Here is a 17,510-nt window from a genome sequence, read left to right as displayed (position 1 = left end):
GCTGTGGACCCCCTGGACGACCCGGCCGACCCGGCCGACCCGCGCACCGCGGACCTCGGCTTCGCCCGCGTCGACGTCGACCGCGCGGCGCGCACCGGCGACCCCGAGGTCGTGTACGGCGAGGGCAAGACGCCCGACCAGGTGGTCGCGATCCTGCGCACCCTGCACGCGCGGCACCCCGACCGCGCGGTGCTCGCGACCCGGCTCTCCCCGGAGTCGATGGCGCTGGTCGGCCGCGAGCTCCCCGACGCCACGCTCGACCCGGTCGCCCGCGCGGCCACCCTCGGGCCGCTCCCGCAGGCCACCGGCACCGTCGCGGTGATCAGCGCCGGCACCTCGGACTCCCCCGTCGCCGCCGAGGCCGCGCTGGCGGTCCGGGTGCACGGCAGCGCGGTGGACCGGATCGAGGACGTCGGCGTGGCCGGCCTGCACCGGGTGCTCGCCGTCCGCGACCGGCTCGCCGCGGCCGACTGCCTCGTGGTCGTCGCCGGCATGGAGGGCGCGCTGCCCTCGGTGGTCGGCGGCCTGACCGGCGTCCCGCTCGTGGCGGTGCCGACCAGCGTCGGGTACGGCGCCTCGTTCGGCGGCGTCGCCGCCCTGCTCGGGATGCTCAACTCGTGCGCGCCCGGCGTCACGGTGGTCAACATCGACAACGGGTACGGCGCGGGCGTGTTCGCCGCCCGCGTCGCCCGGCAGACCGCCCGATGAGCGGGACCCTCTGGGTCGACGCGTCCTCCGGGGCCAGCGGCGACATGCTCCTCGGCGCGCTGCTCGGCGCCGGCGTACCCCTCGAGGTGCTGCAGTCCGCCGTGGACGCGGTCTCCCCCGAGCCGGTCGCGCTCGCGGTCGAGCAGGTGACCCGCGGCGGTCTCGCGGCGACGCGCTGCCACGTGGACGTCCCCGAGTCGCACCAGCACCGCACCTGGCGCGAGGTGAGCGCGCTGCTCGCCGCGGCACCGCTGGACGACGCGGTGCGCACCCTGGCCGAGCGGGTCTTCGCACGGCTCGCGACCGCGGAGGGCGCGGTGCACGGCGTACCCCCCGAGGACGTGCACTTCCACGAGGTCGGCGCGCTCGACGCGATCGCGGACGTCGTGGGCGTCGCCGCCGGGCTGGTGCACCTCGACGCCGCCTCGGTCGTGGTGAGCCCGGTCGCGGTCGGGTCCGGGTCGGTCCGCGCGGCGCATGGCGTGCTGCCGGTGCCGCCGCCGGCCGTCGCGGAGCTGCTGCGCGGCGTCCCGTCGTACGCCGGCCCGGAGGGCGCGCCCGCGATGGAGCTGTGCACCCCCACCGGCGCGGCGCTGCTCACCACGGTCGCGACCGCGTGGGGACCGCAGCCACTGATGGTCACCCGCGAGGTCGGCGTCGGCGCCGGCGGCCGCGACCCCGAGGGGCACGCCAACGTGCTGCGGCTGCTCGTGGGCGCCGCGGAGGGTGCCACCACCGAGGAGCTGGTGATCGAGGCCAACGTCGACGACCTCGACCCGCGGCTGTGGCCGGCGGTGCTCGACGCGCTCCTCGCCGCGGGGGCGGCGGACGCCTGGCTGACGCCCATCCTCATGAAGAAGGGCCGCCCCGCACACACGCTGCACGTGCTGGTGGTCCCGTCGCGGGCGGCCGCCGTGCGCGACGTGGTGTTCCGGGAGACCACGACGATCGGGCTGCGCGAGCACCTCGTCACCAAGCGCGCCCTGGCGCGTGAGATGGTCACCGTGACCATCGCCGGCCAGGCGGTGGCGGTGAAGGTGGCCCGCCACGACGGCCGGGTGGTCACCGCCCAGCCGGAGTACGACGACGTGGCCCGCGCCGCCGCCGCCCTCGGTCGCCCCGTCGGCGACGTGCTGGCGGACGCGCGCGCGGCGTACCGGACGGAGCACGCATGATCGACCTCGCCGCGGTCGCCCTCACCTTCGGGGCGATCTTCCTCGTCGAGCTGCCCGACAAGACGTTCCTCGCGACGCTGGTGCTCGCGACCCGCTACCGCCCGGTGCTGGTCTGGCTCGGCGTCGGCCTGGCGTTCGCCGTGCAGACGACGGTCGCCGTGCTGGTCGGGCAGGCGGTCTCCTTCCTGCCCGAGGACATCGTCAAGGTCGCGGCGGCGGTGCTGTTCGGTGTCGGCGCGCTGCTGCTGTTCCGCGAGGCGCGCAGCCACCAGCGCGACCAGGAGGCCGACGACGGCGCGGAGTTCGCCGAGAAGGCCAAGCCCGCGCACGGCTGGCGCGCCGTCCTCGCGTCGTTCCTCGTGCTCTTCGCCGCCGAGTGGGGCGACCTGTCCCAGCTGCTGACGATCACGCTGGTCGCCCGCTACGAGTCGCCGTTCTCGGTCTGGCTCGGCGCCCTCGGCGCCCTCCTCGCCGTCAGCGGCCTCGCCGTCCTCGCCGGCCGCTGGCTGATGCAGCGCGTCAAGCTGCACGTGCTCTTCTACCTCGGCGGCTCGGTCTGCCTGGTGCTGCTCGCGCTGGTGGTCGCCGAGCTGGTGCGGTGAGGCCGGGAGTTTCATCGGCCGGCCGATGAACCTCACGCCTGGACGATGAACCTTCGTCGTCCAGGCGTGAGTTTCGTGGCGGCAGCGGTACGTACCCCGGCTGGCGCGCGGATTGTCAGACAATCCGCGCCGACCACTACAGTCACCCGCATGACGACCACGAGTGCGGAGCACGGCGCGAGCAGCGAGGTCGGCCGGCTGCAGACGGTGATGCTCCACCGTCCGGGCAACGAGCTGAAGCGGCTGACGCCGCGCAACAACGACCGGCTGCTGTTCGACGGGATCCCGTGGGTCTCCCGTGCCCAGGACGAGCACGACGCATTCGCAGCGGCGCTGCGGGAGCGCGACGTCGAGGTGCTCTACCTCACCGAGCTGCTCACCGAGACCCTCGCGGACGAGGGCGCGCGCCTGCACGCGATCACCGCGGCGCTGTCCGGGCTGCACCTCGGCGACACGATGCGCCAGTACCTCGCGCGGTTCCTGCGGGACGCCTCGCCGGAGGAGCTGACCGGCTACCTCACCGCCGGCATCCGCAACGACGAGGTGCGCGGCGGGTTCGGCCTGGTCACCTCGCTGCTCGACCCGCACGACTTCCTCGTCGACCCGCTGCCCAACCTGCTGTTCACCCGCGACTCCAGCGTCTGGATCCAGGACCGTGTCGCGGTCACCTCGCTCTCGATGCCGGCGCGCAAGCGCGAGACCCAGCTGACCGAGCTGATCTACACCGAGCACCCGCGCTTCCGCGGCACCCGCAAGATCCACGGCTGGCACAGCGAGCACGTCGAGGGCGGCGACGTGCTGCTGCTCGCGCCGGGCGTCATCGCCGTCGGCGTGGGCGAGCGTACGACGCCCGCCGGCGTCGAGCGGCTCGCGCGCCAGGTCTTCCACGCCGGCCTCGCGCACACCGTGCTCGCCGTGCCGATCGCCCAGGAGCGGGCGACCATGCACCTCGACACCGTCTGCACGATGGTCGACGTCGACAAGATCGTGATGTACCCCAACGTCGCCGACTCCCTCCGGGCGTACGCCGTCACGCTGGGCCAGGACGCCGCAGACGACAGCGAGCTCACCCTCCAGGTCGCGGACGCCGAGCCGTTCCTGGTCGCCGCCGCCAAGGCGATGCAGATCGACACGCTCCACCAGATCGACACCGGCCTCGACCCGGTCACCGCCGAGCGCGAGCAGTGGGACGACGGCAACAACACCCTCGCCCTCGCGCCGCGGGTCGCGGTCGCCTACGAGCGCAACGACGAGACCAACGACCGGCTCGAGCACGCCGGCATCGAGGTGGTCCGCATCGCCGGGTCCGAGCTCGGCTCCGGCCGCGGCGGCCCGCGTTGCATGAGCTGCCCGATCTCCCGCGCCCCGCTGCCGGACTGATCGGCGCCCGGCAGGGTCGGCAGCGACACCGATTGTGGACACCGCACCCCCGGTTCCGGAAGGATCCCGCGGCATGACGGCCTCCTTCTTCGACGCGTTCAGCCCCCAGGAGGTCGCGCGGATCAGCGCGGCCGGCACGCACGTCACCGTGCCCGAGGGCTGGTCGCCGATCTGGGAGAAGACCCCGGGCGACAAGGCGTACATCCTGCTCGACGGCACGGTGTCGGTACGCCGCGGCGGCGACGAGATCGCCCAGCTCGGCGCGGGCGACATCGTCGGGGAGGCCGCGATCGTCGGCCACCGGCTGCGCACCGCGACGGTCGTCGCGCTCACCCCCCTGGAGCTGGTGCACCTCACCGCCGAGGCGGTGCGGGAGCTGTGCGAGGAGATGCCGTCCTTCCGCACCGCGCTCGACGAGGTGGCCGAGTCGCGGCTCGGGTGAACGACCACCCCGACCGGGAGCCCGGCTCCCCCGACCTCAGCGGCGCGCTCGAGGCGGTCGAGGAGTTCCTGCTGGGCGAGCAGCCCAGCCTGACCCGCGTGCAGGTCGCCGAGAAGGCCGGCGTGCCCCTCCCGGTCGCCGAGCAGCTCTGGCGCCTGCTCGGCTTCCCGCACGCCGCCGACGAGGACGTCGCCTTCACCCCCGCCGACGTCCAGGCGCTGGTGCACAGCAGCGAGCTGATGGAGCTCGGCATCCTCAGCACCGATCGGCAGGCCGCGCTGGTGCGGACGTGGGGGCGCAGCTACGCCCGCCTCGCCGAGTGGCAGACGACGCTGCTCACCGACGTCGCGCTCGAGGCCGACGACCCCGTCGCCCAGCTGACCGAGCTGGCCGAGCAGGTGCTGCCCCGGGTCGAGTCGCTGCAGGCCTACGTCTGGCGCCGGCACCTCGCCTCCGCCGCCAGCCGCACGCTCGCCGTCGACTCGATCGGCTCGCCCGCCACCCAGCTCGCGGTCTGCTTCGTCGACATCGTCGGCTACACCTCGCACAGCAAGTCGCTCAGCGAGGCCGAGCTGGTCGGCTGGATCGAGCGCTTCGAGGACGCCACCACCGGCGTCGTCGCCGACCACGGCGGCCGGGTCATCAAGAACATCGGCGACGAGGTGCTCTTCGTCGCCGACGACCCGCTCGCGGCCGCCGAGATCGCGCTGGCGATGACCGCGCGCGGGGCCGACCCGGACGACGAGTTCCCGCAGGTCCGCGCCGGGCTGGCGTACGGCGAGGTGGTCAGCCGCCTCGGCGACGTCTTCGGCGAGGTCGTCAACATCGCCTCGCGGCTCACCTCGGTCGCGCGGCCGTGCTCGGTGCTGGTCGACCGCGGCGCCTACGAGGCCCTCTCGGGCCTCGTCGAGTCCGACGAGGCGACCGACAGCGACACCCCGTCGTACTCCTTCCGGCGGCTGCGCCGGACCTCGGTCAAGGGCTACGCCCGGCTGCGGCCGTGGGTGCTGCGCCGCAGCGGGGCCGGCGAGGTCAGCGGATCGTGACCTGACGGTTGGCCAGGCCCGACCGGGCCGCGCGCTGCTCGGTGGTCAGGTCGGAGGTGTCCGCGAGCGCCTCGGCGAGGTCGGCCGCGAACGCCGCCGCCGGCTCCTCGAGCGCGGCCGCGCCGGTGCCGACCGGCAGGTCCCAGACCGGCGCCAGCAGGCCGTGGGCGCGGAACATGCCGACCAGGCGCGAGTCGGGCACCAGCACGTCCTTGCCGGCCGCGTGCAGCCGGGCGAGGGCGTCGAGCAGCTGGTCCTCGGGCTCGGGCATCACCCAGCGCAGGTGCTCCTTGGGGCCGACGTTGGTCCAGTACGCCGCCTCGACCGACGTGAGCCGCTCGGTGGGGTTGACCGAGTCGTTGGCCTGCTCGAGCGCGGCCTCCATGCCGTCCTGGTCCTCGACGTCGGCGATCCAGTAGTCGAAGCCGGCGTGGACGGTCACGTCCAGGGAGTCGCCGGTCACCAGGTCCTGGAGCCGCGGGCCGGGGCCCGGGTCGCTGGTGAGCCCGACGATGCCGGCCTCGCCGCGCTCGGCCTGCTCGAGCGCGAGGGTCAGCACCGCGCCCAGGTCGCGCGACGGGTCGCCGAACGCGTGCTGCACCTGCAGCCCCAGCCACACCTCGCCGCTGTCGCGCACCATCGCGGGCGCGGCCATCGGCAGCAGCGAGCAGAGCACGACCTTGCGGTCGCCGTCGCGCAGCGTCAGGGGAGCGGTCGCGGCCGGCACCAGCTCGCGGAGCGCGACCACGTCGCACTCCGACGGCAGGCCCTCGAAGGGCCGGCTGACGTACGCCGTCGCCGCGCCGCCCGGCGCGCCGTGGCAGGCCTTGTAGCGCTTGCCGGAGCCGCACGGGCAGGGCTGGCGCGGGCCGACCTCGCCGTCGCCGAGGGGAGCGGTGCTCTCCTTGAGGTCACGGGCCTTGGTGCGGGACTTCTTCGCCATGCCCCGGAACCTATACGGCCCCCCGGACCCCGCCGTACGCCGGTCGTGCGGTCAGGCCTGGCGCGAGCGCAGGAAGGTGCCGAAGTGCGGGACGGTGAAGGCGACCTTCCCCCGCTCGCCGGAGTAGACCAGGCCCTTCTTGAGCAGCGAGTCGCGCGCCGGCGAGAGCGACTGCGGCTTCTTGCCGAGCACGGCGGCGACCTCCGCGGTGCCCACCGAGCCGACCGGGTCGGCGTCCGCGCCGGCGGCGTCGGCCATCGCGACGAGGTACTCCCGCTCCCCCGGCGTCGCCCGCTCGTAGCGCGACCCGAAGAACCCGACCGCGAGCTCCCGCTCCGCCTCCGGCGCGGCGACCGCGACGTCCTCGACGGTGATCGGGCTGCGCGGCGCGACGTCCCAGGCCGCCTTGCCGTAGGCCTGGATGAAGTACGGGTAGCCGCTGGTCGCGTCGTACATCGCGGCCAGCGCGTCGGGGGTGTACGCCGCGTCCTCCTCGGCCGCGGGCGAGGTCAGCGCCCGGTCCGCCTCGTCGCGGGAGAGCCGGTCGATGCGCTGGTAGGAGAAGAGCCGCTCGGAGTAGGACTTGCTCGCCGAGAGCACTGCGGGCAGGTGCGGCAGCCCGGCGCCGACGACGATCACCGGCAGGCCGGACTGGCTGAGCTCGTGGCAGGCCGCGCACAGGGCGGAGACGTCGTCGGCGCCGACGTCCTGCATCTCGTCGAGGAAGACCGCGACGCCCTTGCCGACGTCGGCCGCCAGCCCGCCCACGTCGGTGAGCAGCTCGACCAGGTCGATCTCGACGTCCCCGGAGTCCGCGCGGCCGCGGACGGGCGGCGCGTCGATGCCGGGGCTCCACTGGTCGCGGAGCTTGGCCGACGGCCCGGCCTCGCGCTGGGCGAAGGAGCGGATCACCCCCAGCACGTGCGCGGCCTCGTCGGCCTGCGGGTGGCCGAGCTCGCGGACCGCCTGGTGCAGCGCGGAGGAGAGCGGCCGGCGCAGCCGCTGGTCGGGGCGCGCCTCGAGCTTGCCGGTGCCCCAGCCCTTGCGGACCGCCTGGGAGCGCAGCGCGTTGAGCAGCACGGTCTTGCCGACGCCGCGCAGCCCGGTCAGCACCAGCGAGCGCTCCGGGCGGCCGCGGGCGACCCGCTCCAGCACCACGTCGAAGGCGGCGAGCTGCTCGTCACGGCCGGCGAGCTCGGGCGGACGCTGGCCGGCGCCGGGCGCGTAGGGGTTCCGGATCGGGTCCACGCGAGGACGGTATCGGCGTGTCTAGCCGATTCCGTAGAGCGGCGCCGTGTCGGCGCGGTCGTCTCCGGGGTCCTCGCGCTCGCCCAGCGCCGCGTCGTACGCCCGGTCGAGCCCGCTGCGGAGCAGGTCGATCAGGTCGGGCACCTCGTCGACCGTGAGCCGGAACGAGCCGGCGCACACGTTCTCGCGCCACAGCGAGACCACGACCAGGCCGGACTCGTGGTGCCAGGAGACCCGCAGGGCACGGTCCTCGCCGCGGGCGTCGAGGAAGATCGACCCCAGCTGCGGCAGCGGGCGTACGGCGGGCATGGCTCATCATGCGCCGCTGCGCGCCGGTCTGTCACCGGTTCTCCCCCGCCGGGAGCCCCCGTCCGGACCTACACTCGGACGCGTGCCCGAGCTGCCCGAGGTGGAGGCGCTGGCCCTCGACCTGAGGAGCCGGCTCGCCGACCGTGCGATCACCAAGGTCCACGTCGCGGCGTTCAGTGCGCTGAAGACCTTCGACCCGCCGCTCTCCGCGCTCGAGGGCACCCTCGTCGGCGACGTGACCCGGCACGGCAAGTTCCTCGACCTCGACGCCTCCGGGCTGCACCTGGTGCTGCACCTGGCGCGCGCCGGGTGGGTGCGCTGGCGCGACGAGGTGCCGACGATCCCGCCGAAGCCGAGCACCAAGTCGACGCTCGCGGTGCGGATCGTCCTCGACGACCAGTCCGGCCTGGACATCACCGAGGCCGGCACCCGCAAGAGCCTGGCGATGTACGTCGTGCGCGACCCGCTCGACGTACCCGGCATCGCCTCGCTCGGCCCCGACCCGCTCACCGACGACTTCACCCCGGCGGTGCTGCGCGGGATCCTCGAGCGGGAGGGCCGCAAGCAGGTCAAGGGCGTGCTGCGCCACCAGGGCACCATCGCCGGCATCGGCAACGCCTACTCCGACGAGATCCTGCACGCGGCGCGGATGTCGCCGTACAAGCCGGCCTCCAGCATCACCGACGACGACCTCGCGGTCCTGTACGCCGCGATCCGCGACACCGTCGGCGCCGCCGTCGACCGGTCCCGCGGGCTGGCCGCCAGCGAGCTCAAGGGCGAGAAGAAGTCCCACCTCGCGGTGCACGGCCGGACCGGCCAGCCCTGCCCGGTCTGCGGCGACACCGTCCGCGAGGTCTCCTTCGCCGACTCCTCGCTGCAGTACTGCCCCACCTGCCAGACCGGTGGCAAGCCGCTCGCCGACCGCCGGATGAGCCGCCTGCTCAAGTGAGCCGCTCGGCGAGCGAGACGACCAGCCCGCCGAGCAGGAACGCCGCCACCGCGGCGGCGAGGACCGGCGTCGGCAGCGCGGGGACGTACCGCCGCGCGCCGGTGACGGGCTCGCCCGCCTGGTGGTAGCCGTGCGTCAGCGCGTGCCCCTTCCCGCGCCGCAGCAGGGCGAGGTTCACCGGGTACGCCGCCACGAACGCCGCGGTGAGCGCGAGCGCCATGCCGACCCAGAAGACCGGGTTGACCAGCCCGGCGTCCATCGCCCCCGGGATCAGGGCCATGACCGCGTTGTCGACGACCTCCATGACCAGGATCGACAGCGTGTCGGCGGCCAGCACCACGCCCGCGGCGGTCGCCAGGCCGAGGCCGGCGCGGAGCAGCGGCAGGGTGGAGAGCGTGTAGCCGAACAGGAAGGCGAGGGCCACGGCCAGCACGACGGTCCAGCCGGAGCTCAGGCCCAGGGCGGTGCCGATCACCAGCCCGAGGATCTCGCCGATGGCGCACCCGGTGAGGCAGTGCAGGGTGGCGCTCAGCGCCATCGGACGCAGCCCGCCCGCGGCGTCGTGGTGGTGGCTGGGGTGGTGCTGCGTCTCGGACATCGGGTGCTCCCTGGACGTCGGTGCTGGGAATCATCCCAACCAGTACCCCAGGGGGGTATATTCCCAGGACCAGGGTTCCGATCGCCCGGGGGCCGGGAGGATGCTGGACCGGTCCGACGACCACTTCCCCGACCCAAGCGAGGCACCCGTGATCCCCACCGTCTCGATCGACGGCGTCCCCGACCCCCTGCCGGAGGGACTGACCGTGCTCGACGTCCGCGAGGACATCGAGTGGCAGCACGGCCACATCGAGGGCGCTGTGCACATCCCGCTGATGGACCTCCCGCAGCGCCTCGGCGACCTGCCCACCACCCAGCTGCTCGTGATCTGCAAGGTCGGCGGCCGGTCCGCGCAGGCCGTCGGCTACCTCGTCCAGCAGGGCATCGACGCGGTCAACCTCGAGGGCGGGATGATCGACTGGGCCGACGCCCAGCGGCCGATGGTCAGCGAGAACGGCCAGCCGCCGAAGGTCGTCTGAGTCCGCACTTCCGGCGGCGTACCGGCCTCAGCCGCTGAACGCCGCCGGCAGCGGCAGGTCCAGGGCGGTGGCCAGCCGGACGAGGTACGCCGGCCGCGGGACCTCGACGACGCCGAGCGAGGCGAGGTGGGGCGTCTGCCACTGCACGTCGAGCAGTCGCTCGTCGGCGTGCTCGTCGCGCAGCAGCGCGACCAGGCCCACCAGCGCCACCTTCGAGGCGTCGGTCTCGCGGTGGAACATCGACTCCCCGGCGAACAGCCCGCCGATCGCCACGCCGTACAGCCCGCCGACCAGCCGGTCCCCGCGCCAGGCCTCCACCGAGTGCGCCCAGCCCAGCTCGTGCAGGCGCGTGTACGCCGCCCGGATGTCGCGGTCGATCCAGGCGCCCTCGCGCCGCGGGTCGGCACAGGCGGCGACGACCTCGGCGAACGCCGTGTCGACGCGCACCTCCAGCTCGCGCGCCGAGCGGCGCAGCGACCGGGAGACCCGCAGCCCGTCGAGCGGGAGCACGCCACGGGGGTCGGGGCTGAACCAGTACACCGGGTCGCCGCGCCGTCCGGACGGCATCGGGAAGAGGCCCGAGCGGTACGCCGCGAGGAGCGTCCCCGGCTCCAGGTCGGCGCCTATCGCCACGAGGTCGTCGTCGTCCAGCGCGTCGGCGGCCGGGAACCGCCAGGGCGTCGGCGGCGGGTCTGAGGGCACGACACGAAACTAGGCCATCGGCCCGTCCGTAGGATCAGGGCATGAGCATCAGGTCCAGGGTCACCGGCACCGTCGGCCGGCAGCTCGCCCCGCGCGCGGTCTCGCTGGCGCCGGGCCTGGCGTCGTCCTTCGTCCGCGAGGCGCTGAACCGCGCGATCCTCGGGGTCGGTCCGCTGCCCGCGGCGGCGAAGGCGGCCGAGGCCCAGCTCCGGGAGCAGGGCGGCGACGTCGACAAGGCGATCCACGAGCTGATCGAGAACCACGTGCGGTACGCCGGGGCGCAGGGCTTCGTCACCAACATCGGCGGCGTCGTGACCGCCGCCGTGACGATCCCCGCCAACATCACCGGGCTGGCGCTGGTGCAGTGCCGGATGATCGCCGGGATCGCGCACCTGCGCGGCTACGACATCGACGACCCGCGGGTGCGCAACGCGATCCTCACCTGCCTGCTCGGCGAGGAGAGCGTCGACAAGCTGGTCAAGCGCCGCAGCCTGCCGGCGCCCCCGATGGCGCTGGCGACCGCGCCGCACCACGACAGCGCGCTCGACCAGGTGATCCACGCGGAGGTCGCCTCCGAGCTGATCCAGAAGGTCGCGGGCAAGCGCCTCGCGGTCACCGTGGGCCGGCGGGTGCCGGTGGTGGGCGGCATCGTCGGGCTCGGCGCCGACGGCTACGCCACCTGGCGGATCGGCCGCTACGCCGAGCGCGAGCTCCTGCCCCGCGCCAAGCGGTAGGCCTGCAGCAGCCCGCGGCCGGCGCGCCCGGACTGCAGCCGCCGCACCACCTTGGCCCGGAGCCGGTACGTCGGGCGCAGGTAGGACCGCTCGAGCTCGCGGTGCGCCTCGTCGAGCTCACCGGCGAGCCGCGCCTCGACCTGGCGCAGCCGGGCGTTCTCCAGCAGCAGCGCCTTGATCGCGTCGACGGCCGCGCCGGCCACCTGCCGCTCCGACGGCGAGTCCGGGTCGGCCCAGGTCGCGGCCGGCGGCGGCCCGGCGAGGTCGCCCAGGTCGCCGACCACGTCGTACCCCCGGGTGCGGATCTCCTCGACCCAGGCCTCCTGCACCTCCCGCGCCCACGGGTGGACGTCGGGCGGCAGCGCCAGCCGGGGCGAGCCGGTGCGGTGCGAGAGGGTCTGGTGGGCGAGCAGCTCGCGGACCAGCGGGCGGTAGTCGGGCGGGTCCAGCACCGGGTTCACGGCGCGGTTGATCCGCCGCAGCAGCGCGGTCTCGGGGACGCCGAGCGAGGGGTTCGCGCGCTCGGCCTCGAGGTCGAGGTCGATCCCGTCCAGGCCCAGCGCGTGGCTGAACCGCGTCCACAGCAGCTCGGGCGCGCCGCCCGGCGGCGGCACGGTGACCAGGTGGATCCGCTCCGGCGGCAGCTCGTGGCCCCACCGGTCGAGGATGTCGGGGACCTCCTGGACCCCCCAGAACCAGGTCGCGATCCGGCTCTCGCGGGCGGGGTCGCGGATCTGGTCGAGGAACCGGGCGTAGCTGATCGCGCTGCGGTGCTTGACGTTCTCCTGCCACTCCGCCGGGATCTGGCGGACCAGGTCGCGGACCGAGAGGACGACGTGCACCTCGGCGCCGTCGCCGTGCCCGAGCGAGTCCAGCGCCCGGCCGACCTGCGAGCGGGACGCGGTGGCCAGGATCTCGTGGCTCACGATCGCGGTGCCGCGGTGGCGGCGTACCGCCTCGGCGAGGGTGTCCCAGGCGCCGATCGCCTCGGTCTCCAGGCCGCCCCAGGGCAGCCGCATCAGGTCGAGCGCGGCGAGGAACTGGCCGTCGAACCGCTCGGCCGGGTAGAGGATACCGGCCGACGCGAGCCGGCGGCGGTTGCGGAACAGCACGTCCTGGAGGTACGACGTGCCGGTCTTGGGGGTGCCGACGTGGAGCAGCACGCGCTGGCTCATCCGGTCCTCCCGTCGTCCCCGGCGCCCGGTCCGGCGTCCTCGAGCAGCAGCTCGAGTGCCAGCGCCAGCACGCCGTCGTCGTCCGGCGCCCCGGCCCCGTCCCGCGGCCGCGGCCGCAGCGCGTCGAGGTCGCCGACGACAGGGTAGCCATCGGCGTGGAGGGTCTCGCGCACCCGCTCGGCCCGCCGCGCCACCCAGGGCAGCTGCTCGTCCGGGACGACCAGCGGCGCGCCGCCCAGCGCGGAGACGCGCGGCAGGAACGTGTGCCGCAGCAGCTCCGTGCGGCGCGGCGGGACGACCAGGAGCCCGAGCACCGAGCCGACCCGGCGGGCCAGGTCGGTGGCGTCGGCCGAGACGGGGAACGGCGCCGGCAGCGGACGGCGTACGCCGACCAGGCGCGGCAGCGCGGCCGGGTCGAGGACCACCTTCACCCGGCCCCGACCGACCTGGCGCGACCAGCGGCGGGCCGCGTCCACCAGGTCCACCCGGGCCGGCACCCGGCGGCGCCCGGCGGTCTCCTGGAGGAAGGCCGGCCAGCTCGGCCCGCCCTCGTCGAAGGCCCGGGAGGTCCACGCGTCGACGAGCATCCGGTCCAGCCCGGCGCCGAGCACGAGCACCACCGCGCCGCGCCCGCCGGGGGGACGGCCGAGGGCGACGAGCTCCTCGCGTACGGGGTCGGCCAGCCAGGGGTCACCGACCAGGCGGTACCGCGTGCGCCAGGGGCGACGGGGCCCCTCGACCCGCCGGGGCGGTACGCCGGCCGCCACCAGGTCGTCGGCCAGCAGGCTGGTCGCCACCCGGATCAGCTCGTCGGCGGGCAGGTCGCCCGGGTCGACCGGCGGCGGGCCGAACCGCGGCCGCTCGACCGCCCCGGCCAGCTCGAGGTCGGGACGCCCGCGGCCCGGCGCGGACGCGGTCAGCACCCGCTCGACGAGGGCGACGGGCGGGCGGCCGGCGAGGTTGAGGCGGCGCAGCAGCTCCAGCTGCTGGGCGCCGGGCAGCACCCGACGTCCCTGGTCGGCCGCGTCGGTCCACTCCCGCCAGGGCGTGGTGCCGCCGTCGCGCAGGTGCGCCAGCCAGCCCCAGGCCCGGCGCTCGCCGTCCGGCGCGCTCACTGCTCCCGCAGCCGCTTGGCCTGGATGCGGACCTTCGCCACCAGCTGCTGGTCGGGGTCGGTACGGCGGGCCGCCTCGCGGGTCATCGCGGCGAGCGCGTCGATCGCGGCCGACAGCTGCGCCTTGGCGCGCACCTTGTCGGGGTTGGCCCAGCGCACGTCGGGGTCGGGCGGCTCGGGGCGCAGGTCCTCGAGGTCGCCGACGACGTGCACGCCGCTGGCCTGCACCCACTCGATCCAGCGCTCGGCCTGCTCGGCGGCCCAGGGGTGCATCGCGGGGGGCAGCCGCACCGGCGTGCTCGAGCGCCCGGCGAGCTCGTGGTGCGCCAGCAGCTCGCGGATCAGCGCGTCGTACGACGCCTCGCGGCGGGTCTTGCGGTCCATCCGCCGGTTCAGCCGCCGCAGCAGCTGCACCTCCGCGCTGCCGAGCGACTGGTTGGTGCGCGCGCTGTCGACCGGGCCCCAGGCGGGGTCGATGCCCAGCGCCGTGCAGAACCGGCCCCAGAGGTCGTCGCCGGGCGCGGGCGCCGGCGTACGCCGCGGCACGGTGACCACGTGGACGTTCTCCGGCCGCAGCCCCGCCGACCACGACGAGAGCACGCTGGGCAGGTCGAAGGCGCGGGAGAACCAGGGGTCGCCGCGCTGCAGCCGGCGCACGTAGTGGCGGTAGCTCCACTTGCGGCCCTGCTTGATGCTCTCCTGCCACGCGGCGGGCACCTGGCGGCCGAGGTCGCGCGCGGAGTAGACGACGTGCAGGTCGGAGTCGGACAGGTCGCGCTTGAGCCTGGCGATCTTGTCCTGGGTGGCCGGCGCGAGGATCTCGTGGCTGATGACGACGGTGCCGCTGCGCCGCCGGACGCGCCGGACCAGGGCGTCCCAGGCGCCCACGGCGTGCCCGGGCGGGCCGCCCCAGTCCTCGCCGAGCAGGTCGAGGGCGGCGCGGAAGTGGAACAGCGCCGGGTCCACGAACGGCGAGCGGGTCGGGAAGTGCACGTCGTGCTGGGCCAGCGAGCGGGCGTTGAGCCAGAGCCGGTCCTGCAGGTACGTGGTGCCGGTCTTCGGAGCGCCGATGTGCACGAAGACCCGACGACGACTCACGAGGAGGATTGTGCCAGCGCGCGTACGACGGCCGACGGGCTGGGGCGGCCGAGCTGCCCGGCCATCCAGGCGCTGGTCGCCACGAGCGCCTCGAGGTCGACGCCGTGGTCGATGCCGAGGCCGGTGAGCATCCAGACCAGGTCCTCGGTGGCGAGGTTGCCGGTGGCGCTCTCGGCGTAGGGGCAGCCGCCGAGCCCGCCGGCGCTCGCGTCGAACGTGGTGACCCCGGCGCGCAGCGCGGCGTGGGTGTTGGCCAGCGCCTGGCCGTAGGTGTCGTGGAAGTGCATCGCGAGCCGGTCGGTGCCGACCCCGTAAGCGCCGAACGCACCGACCAGCGCGGTCACCGCGCCGGGCGTCCCGACGCCGATCGTGTCACCGAGGCTGAGCTCGCTGGCCCCGAGGTCGAGGAGCCGGGTGCCGACGGAGACCACCTGGTCCACCGGGACGGCGCCCTCCCACGGGTCGCCGAAGCACATGCTGAGGTAGGCCCGGACGTCGAGCCCGGCGTCGCGGGCGCGGCGCACCGTCGGCTCGAACATCGCGAGCTGCTCGTCCAGGCTCCGGTTGAGGTTGCGCTGCGCGAAGGTCTCGGTGGCCGAGCCGAAGATCGCGACGTGCCGCAGCCCCAGCTCCAGGGCCCGGTCCAGGCCGCGCTCGTTGGGCACCAGGACCGGGTGGTCGCGTCCCGCGTCGCCGAGCATCGTCATCAGGTCGGCGGCGTCGGCGAGCTGCGGCACCCAGCGCGGGTGCACGAAGCTGGTCGCCTCCACGACCGGCAGCCCCGCGGCGACCAGGCGGCGTACGAACTCCGCCTTCACCTCGGTCGGCACCCGCTGCGACTCGTTCTGGAGCCCGTCGCGCGGGCCGACCTCGTAGATCCGGACCCGCTCGGGCAGGCCCGGCTCCGGCACCACCATCGGCAGGCTCATGCGAGCTCCCCGGCTGGTTCCACGTGGAACAGCGCGGCGCCGAGCGCCACCTGCTGCCCGGCGGCGGCGTCGACCGAGGCGACGGTGCCGGCGAACGGCGCGCGGAGGGTGAGCTCCATCTTCATGGCCTCCATCATGCCCAGCGGGTCCCCCTCGGCCACGGCGTCGCCGGTGCCGACCCGCACCTCGAGGACCGTGCCCGGCATCGGCGCGACGACGGTGCCGTCGGTGACGACGGCGGCGCCGGCGAGCCGGTCGGGCCGGGTGAAGACGAACCGGTGCCCCTGCCAGGCGACCTCCGCCACGTCGCGCTGCACGTTGACCACCGCGCGCACCCGGCGCCCGTCCACGAGCAGCTCGAGGACGTGGTCGGCGGCCGAGAGCTGCCGGACGGGGACCCCGTCGACGGTGCCCTCCCCCTGGCCCGCGGCGCGGTCCACGACCACCTCGCGGTCCAGCTCGACGACCGTCGGGGCCGGCGCGCTGCCGAGCCGGAATCCGTCGGCTTGGAACGGGTGGCCGCGGTCGGCCGCGGTGATCATCGCCGAGACCCAGGCGACCAGCAGCCGCGGCAGGTCGGCGTCCGGCGGGGCGACCTCGGCGGTGTCCAGCCAGGCGGTGTCGATGGTCGCGTCGCGGAACTCCTCGCTCGCCGCGAGCGCCCGCAGGAACCCGGTGTTGGTGGTGATCCCGAGGATCGCGGTCGCGTCGAGCGCCTCGACCAGCGCCCGCCGGGCCGCCTCGCGGTCGGGGCCGTGCACGACGACCTTCCCCAGCATCGGGTCGTACGCCGTCGACACGACCTGGTCGGGCTCGAGGGCGTGGTCGACGCGCGCCGAGGCGGGCCAGCGCACGATCGAGGCGTGCCCGGCCTGCGGCAGGAAGCCGCCGAACGCGTCCTCGGCGTACACCCGGGCCTCGATGGCGTGGCCCTCGCAGCGGACGTCGTCCTGGGAGATCGGCAGCGGCTCGCCGGCGGCGACCCGCAGCTGGAGCTCGACGAGGTCGAGGCCGGTGATCGCCTCGGTGACGGGGTGCTCGACCTGGAGGCGGGTGTTCATCTCGAGGAAGTACGCCTCCCCGCTGCCACCGTTCGCCTCGGGGTCGAGCAGGAACTCCACGGTCCCGGCGTTGACGTAGCCGACGTGCTCGCTCAGCGCGACCGCCGCGGAGGTGACCAGCGCGCGCACCTCGGGGGTGATCGTGGGGGCGGGCGCCTCCTCGAGCACCTTCTGGTGCCGGCGCTGGGTGGAGCAGTCGCGCTCGAACAGGTGGAGCACGCGGCCGTGCGCGTCGGCCAGCACCTGCACCTCGATGTGGCGGCCGCGCTCGACGTACCTCTCGATCAGCATGGTGTCGTCGCCGAACGCCCCGGTCGCCTCGCGCCGCGCCGCGGCCAGCGCCTCGTCGAGCTCGGCGGCGGACCGGACGACCCGCATGCCCTTGCCGCCGCCGCCGGCGGCCGCCTTGACCAGCACCGGATAGCCGGCGTCCTCGCCCCGGGGCACGACGGGCACGCCCGCGGCCACCGCGACCTCGCGGGCGAGGTCCTTGCGGCCCATCCGCTCCATCACCTCGGCCGAGGGGCCGACGAAGGTCAGCCCGGCCTCGGTGACGGCGCGGGCGAACGCCGCGCGCTCGGAGAGGAAGCCGTAGCCGGGGTGCACCGCGTCGGCGCCGGCCGCGACCGCCGCGGCGACCACGGCGTCGACGTCGAGGTAGCTCGCCACCCGCTGCGCGTCGTCGGCGGCGCGGACGTGGGGGGCGGTGGCGTCGAGGTCGGTGAAGACGGCGACGGTCCGGATGCCCATCCGGGCGGCGGTGCGCATCACGCGGAGGGCGATCTCGCCGCGGTTGGCGATCAGCAGGGTCTCGATCAC

The 17,510-nt window shown here is 75.1% G+C and carries 19 protein-coding genes; 9 read left to right on the top strand and 10 right to left on the bottom strand.

From position 1 onward, the window contains the following. The first annotated feature begins 3 nt into the window (after nucleotides 1-3). From larB to H4O22_RS00575, 6 genes are all read left to right on the top strand, one after another. Nucleotides 4-708 (top strand): nickel pincer cofactor biosynthesis protein LarB, encoded by a 705-nt coding sequence (gene larB, locus H4O22_RS00600; protein WP_244963051.1) that lies wholly within the window; start codon nucleotides 4-6, stop codon nucleotides 706-708. Beyond that, nucleotides 705-1,883, top strand: a complete 1,179-nt coding sequence (larC, locus tag H4O22_RS00595; RefSeq protein ID WP_182525206.1) for a nickel pincer cofactor biosynthesis protein LarC — start codon at nucleotides 705-707, stop codon at nucleotides 1,881-1,883. The genes larB and larC overlap by 4 nt, the downstream gene beginning before the upstream one ends. Beyond that, nucleotides 1,880-2,485, top strand: coding sequence for a TMEM165/GDT1 family protein (locus H4O22_RS00590; RefSeq protein ID WP_182525205.1), 606 nt, complete (start codon nucleotides 1,880-1,882; stop codon nucleotides 2,483-2,485). The genes larC and H4O22_RS00590 overlap by 4 nt, the downstream gene beginning before the upstream one ends. 150 nt (nucleotides 2,486-2,635) lie before the next feature. Further along, nucleotides 2,636-3,865: an arginine deiminase gene (locus tag H4O22_RS00585; protein ID WP_182525204.1), complete on the top strand. Its 1,230-nt coding sequence runs from the start codon at nucleotides 2,636-2,638 to the stop codon at nucleotides 3,863-3,865. Between the two features lie 73 nt (nucleotides 3,866-3,938). Then, nucleotides 3,939-4,307, top strand: coding sequence for a Crp/Fnr family transcriptional regulator (locus H4O22_RS00580; protein ID WP_182525203.1), 369 nt, complete (start codon nucleotides 3,939-3,941; stop codon nucleotides 4,305-4,307). Next, a complete protein-coding gene (locus H4O22_RS00575) occupies nucleotides 4,304-5,353 on the top strand; it encodes an adenylate/guanylate cyclase domain-containing protein (protein WP_182525202.1) in 1,050 nt (349 codons plus the stop codon). Before H4O22_RS00580 ends, H4O22_RS00575 begins: the two co-directional genes overlap by 4 nt. Here H4O22_RS00575 and H4O22_RS00570 read toward each other — a convergent pair. From H4O22_RS00570 to H4O22_RS00560, 3 genes are read right to left on the bottom strand one after another with little or no spacing between them, the layout of a single operon-like run. After that, on the bottom strand, nucleotides 5,340-6,296 hold the full coding sequence (locus tag H4O22_RS00570; RefSeq protein ID WP_182525201.1) for a DUF5926 family protein: 957 nt from the start codon (nucleotides 6,294-6,296) through the stop codon (nucleotides 5,340-5,342). The two genes, H4O22_RS00575 and H4O22_RS00570, sit on opposite strands and share 14 nt — an antisense overlap. A 51-nt stretch (nucleotides 6,297-6,347) precedes the next feature. Further along, nucleotides 6,348-7,544: an ATP-binding protein gene (locus tag H4O22_RS00565; protein ID WP_182525200.1), complete on the bottom strand. Its 1,197-nt coding sequence runs from the start codon at nucleotides 7,542-7,544 to the stop codon at nucleotides 6,348-6,350. Nucleotides 7,545-7,565: 21 nt separating this feature from the next. Continuing rightward, nucleotides 7,566-7,853 (bottom strand): hypothetical protein, encoded by a 288-nt coding sequence (locus H4O22_RS00560; protein WP_182525199.1) that lies wholly within the window; start codon nucleotides 7,851-7,853, stop codon nucleotides 7,566-7,568. A gap of 82 nt (nucleotides 7,854-7,935) precedes the next feature. On the opposite strand from H4O22_RS00560, the gene H4O22_RS00555 reads away from it, so the two are divergent. Further along, complete coding sequence (locus H4O22_RS00555) at nucleotides 7,936-8,802, top strand: Fpg/Nei family DNA glycosylase (RefSeq protein WP_182525198.1); 867 nt, start codon at nucleotides 7,936-7,938, stop codon at nucleotides 8,800-8,802. Here H4O22_RS00555 and H4O22_RS00550 read toward each other — a convergent pair. Next, a complete protein-coding gene (locus H4O22_RS00550) occupies nucleotides 8,795-9,400 on the bottom strand; it encodes a DUF4396 domain-containing protein (protein WP_227465663.1) in 606 nt (201 codons plus the stop codon). The two genes, H4O22_RS00555 and H4O22_RS00550, sit on opposite strands and share 8 nt — an antisense overlap. 148 nt (nucleotides 9,401-9,548) lie before the next feature. Here H4O22_RS00550 and H4O22_RS00545 point away from each other — a divergent pair, with 148 nt between their 5' ends. Beyond that, nucleotides 9,549-9,878, top strand: a complete 330-nt coding sequence (locus H4O22_RS00545) for a rhodanese-like domain-containing protein (protein WP_244963050.1) — start codon at nucleotides 9,549-9,551, stop codon at nucleotides 9,876-9,878. A gap of 27 nt (nucleotides 9,879-9,905) precedes the next feature. Here the strand turns inward: H4O22_RS00545 and aat are convergent, their stop codons facing one another. Beyond that, complete coding sequence (gene aat / locus H4O22_RS00540; protein WP_182525196.1) at nucleotides 9,906-10,580, bottom strand: leucyl/phenylalanyl-tRNA--protein transferase; 675 nt, start codon at nucleotides 10,578-10,580, stop codon at nucleotides 9,906-9,908. A 41-nt stretch (nucleotides 10,581-10,621) separates the two neighbouring features. Between aat and H4O22_RS00535 the strand changes: the two genes are divergently transcribed. Further along, nucleotides 10,622-11,314 carry an EcsC family protein gene (locus H4O22_RS00535; protein ID WP_182525195.1) on the top strand — a complete coding sequence of 231 codons (693 nt, stop codon included), beginning with the start codon at nucleotides 10,622-10,624 and terminating at the stop codon, nucleotides 11,312-11,314. On the opposite strand, the gene H4O22_RS00530 is transcribed toward H4O22_RS00535, so the two are convergent. From H4O22_RS00530 to H4O22_RS00510, 5 genes are read right to left on the bottom strand one after another with little or no spacing between them, the layout of a single operon-like run. Further along, nucleotides 11,275-12,489: a hypothetical protein gene (locus H4O22_RS00530; protein WP_182525194.1), complete on the bottom strand. Its 1,215-nt coding sequence runs from the start codon at nucleotides 12,487-12,489 to the stop codon at nucleotides 11,275-11,277. The genes H4O22_RS00535 and H4O22_RS00530 overlap by 40 nt on opposite strands. Continuing rightward, nucleotides 12,486-13,604, bottom strand: coding sequence for a hypothetical protein (locus tag H4O22_RS00525; protein WP_182525193.1), 1,119 nt, complete (start codon nucleotides 13,602-13,604; stop codon nucleotides 12,486-12,488). Before H4O22_RS00525 ends, H4O22_RS00530 begins: the two co-directional genes overlap by 4 nt. After that, entirely contained in the window at nucleotides 13,601-14,701 is a 1,101-nt protein-coding gene (locus H4O22_RS00520) for a hypothetical protein (RefSeq protein ID WP_182525192.1), read from the bottom strand. Before H4O22_RS00520 ends, H4O22_RS00525 begins: the two co-directional genes overlap by 4 nt. Next, nucleotides 14,698-15,630 (bottom strand): hydroxymethylglutaryl-CoA lyase, encoded by a 933-nt coding sequence (locus H4O22_RS00515; protein WP_182525191.1) that lies wholly within the window; start codon nucleotides 15,628-15,630, stop codon nucleotides 14,698-14,700. Before H4O22_RS00515 ends, H4O22_RS00520 begins: the two co-directional genes overlap by 4 nt. Continuing rightward, nucleotides 15,627-17,510: an acetyl/propionyl/methylcrotonyl-CoA carboxylase subunit alpha gene (locus H4O22_RS00510; RefSeq protein ID WP_182525190.1), complete on the bottom strand. Its 1,884-nt coding sequence runs from the start codon at nucleotides 17,508-17,510 to the stop codon at nucleotides 15,627-15,629. Before H4O22_RS00510 ends, H4O22_RS00515 begins: the two co-directional genes overlap by 4 nt.

Origin of the sequence: Nocardioides dongkuii (assembly GCF_014127485.1) — a bacterium.
In the GTDB taxonomy this organism is placed as follows: domain Bacteria; phylum Actinomycetota; class Actinomycetes; order Propionibacteriales; family Nocardioidaceae; genus Nocardioides; species Nocardioides dongkuii.
Note: the sequence above shows the minus strand (reverse complement) of the source record. Positions and strands in the feature narration are given on the sequence as shown.

Bases quoted from the DNA above. Each gene is read 5' to 3' on its own strand.
- H4O22_RS00580 (WP_182525203.1), top strand. From the start codon at position 3,939: ATGACGGCCTCCTTCTTCGACGCGTTCAGCCCCCAGGAGGTCGCGCGG.
- H4O22_RS00590 (WP_182525205.1), top strand. From the start codon at position 1,880: ATGATCGACCTCGCCGCGGTCGCCCTCACCTTCGGGGCGATCTTCCTC.
- H4O22_RS00560 (WP_182525199.1), bottom strand. From the start codon at position 7,853: ATGCCCGCCGTACGCCCGCTGCCGCAGCTGGGGTCGATCTTCCTCGAC.
- H4O22_RS00570 (WP_182525201.1), bottom strand. From the start codon at position 6,296: ATGGCGAAGAAGTCCCGCACCAAGGCCCGTGACCTCAAGGAGAGCACC.
- H4O22_RS00585 (WP_182525204.1), top strand. From the start codon at position 2,636: ATGACGACCACGAGTGCGGAGCACGGCGCGAGCAGCGAGGTCGGCCGG.
- H4O22_RS00550 (WP_227465663.1), bottom strand. From the start codon at position 9,400: ATGTCCGAGACGCAGCACCACCCCAGCCACCACCACGACGCCGCGGGC.
- H4O22_RS00530 (WP_182525194.1), bottom strand. From the start codon at position 12,489: ATGAGCCAGCGCGTGCTGCTCCACGTCGGCACCCCCAAGACCGGCACG.
- larC (WP_182525206.1), top strand. From the start codon at position 705: ATGAGCGGGACCCTCTGGGTCGACGCGTCCTCCGGGGCCAGCGGCGAC.
- H4O22_RS00515 (WP_182525191.1), bottom strand. From the start codon at position 15,630: ATGAGCCTGCCGATGGTGGTGCCGGAGCCGGGCCTGCCCGAGCGGGTC.
- H4O22_RS00535 (WP_182525195.1), top strand. From the start codon at position 10,622: ATGAGCATCAGGTCCAGGGTCACCGGCACCGTCGGCCGGCAGCTCGCC.